Genomic DNA, 1,556 nt, shown 5'->3' on the forward strand with positions numbered 1-1,556 from the left:
GCCGTCGCCGGCGACCCCGTCCGCGACCGCCACGACCACGAACGGCGCGCTCCCCGTGCCGACCGCCGCGACCGCGTCGGGCGCGTCCGCGGCCCCGTCGCCGTCGTCGAGGAGGCGCTCCGCCGGCCCCCGCAGGTCGTTCGGGTCGGCGCCGTCGACGGTCCCCACCGCCCACGTCGCCCCGTCGACATCGGTGGTCGGGAAGTCGCCGAGCCGGGCGGTCAGCAGGTCGGTCCGGGCGTCCCGGAGCTCTCCCTCCAGCCGGTCGACCTCGTCGCGGAGGCGGTCGACCGCGTCCGGGAGGTCACCGATCCGCGCGTCGAGGCTCGTCGCGGCGTCGAGCGCGGCCGCGTGGACCGCGGCGTCGTGGTCGATCGCGGTCGGGCCGACCGCGAACTCGACGCGGGTCACGCCCTCGCCGGGGTTCGACCGGTCGAGCACGGAGATCGGCCCGATCTCGCTCGTGTTCCGGACGTGGGTGCCGCCGCAGGCGGCGACGTCCCACGCGGACGCGGCGTCGCTCTCGCCGCCCGCGCCGTCTTCGCCGCCCCCGCCGCCCGCGCCGTCCTCGTCGCCCTCGCCGGCCGGGCCGTCCCCGCCGACCGTCACGACGCGGACCGCCTCGCTCCCGCTCATCGCGCCCTCCTCGGTCTTGGTGTTGAAGGCGATCCCCTCGATCGCGCGGGCCTCATCCTCCGGGAGCGTCTCCCACGAGACGGGCAGCGAGTCCCACACGGCGCGGTTGGCGAGTCGCTCCAGCTCGACGAGGTCCGCGTCGCCGATGGGGTCGGCCGTCATCAGGTCGACGCGGACCTTCTCCGCCGCGATGTCGAAGCCGGCGTAGCCGAGGTCCTCGCAGGTCCGACGCGCGGCGCCGTAGAGCACGTGCGAGGCGGTGTGCGCCCGGGCGCAGTACGTCCGGAACGCGTCGTCGACGATCCCCGAGACCGTCTCGCCGACCGCGATCGACCCCGGCGGCTCCTCGCCCAGCACGTGGACGACCCGGCCGCCGCGCTCGGTCACGTCCTCGAGGAGGACGCCGTCGATCGTTCCCCTGTCCGCCGGCTGGCCGCCGGACTCGGCGTAGAAGAACGTCTCGCTCAGGACGACCTCGCGGCCGTCGACCGACTCCACCGTCGCCTCGAACTCCCTGACCTCGGGATCCGCCGGCGCGCGTGACGCTGTCATGGGCGACCCGTGGTCGCGGTCGGATAAATAGGTGTTCGCCTCGGCGTTCGTTTATAAATCATCCTGCGACGGCGCGTGCCGACGAGCGTCCGAGGGGCGCGAGTAGCGAGGGACCGAAGGTCCCTCTGACAGCCGGCGCGTGGCGCCGGCGATCGCACGCGCGAGGGAGGCGGCGGCCCGGCGCGGGCGGAGCCGCGCCGGGCCGTCCGCCGAGGCTGGGGAGGTGTGAGGCTGCGGTGCCGTGCGGTCGGGTGGGACTCAAAGGGGCAGCCGCGAGGGCGAGGGCGGCCGAAGTAAGCACCGCAGCGAGGGAGCGGTAGCGACCGACCGAGGAGCGCAACGAGGCCTCCGAGCCGTCGCGGCTGGGG

1 protein-coding gene is annotated in these 1,556 nt (G+C 75.4%); it reads right to left on the minus strand.

Translation table 11 applies throughout. The annotated features are described in order from the left end of the window. Positions 1 to 1,188: alanine--tRNA ligase-related protein (locus DJ73_RS08735; RefSeq protein WP_141212929.1), on the minus strand; the 1,188-nt coding region annotated here is incomplete at its 3' end. Positions 1,189 to 1,556 lie beyond the last annotated feature (368 nt).

Origin of the sequence: Halorubrum sp. Ea1, assembly GCF_002252965.1 — an archaeon.
Taxonomy (GTDB): Archaea; Halobacteriota; Halobacteria; order Halobacteriales; family Haloferacaceae; genus Halorubrum.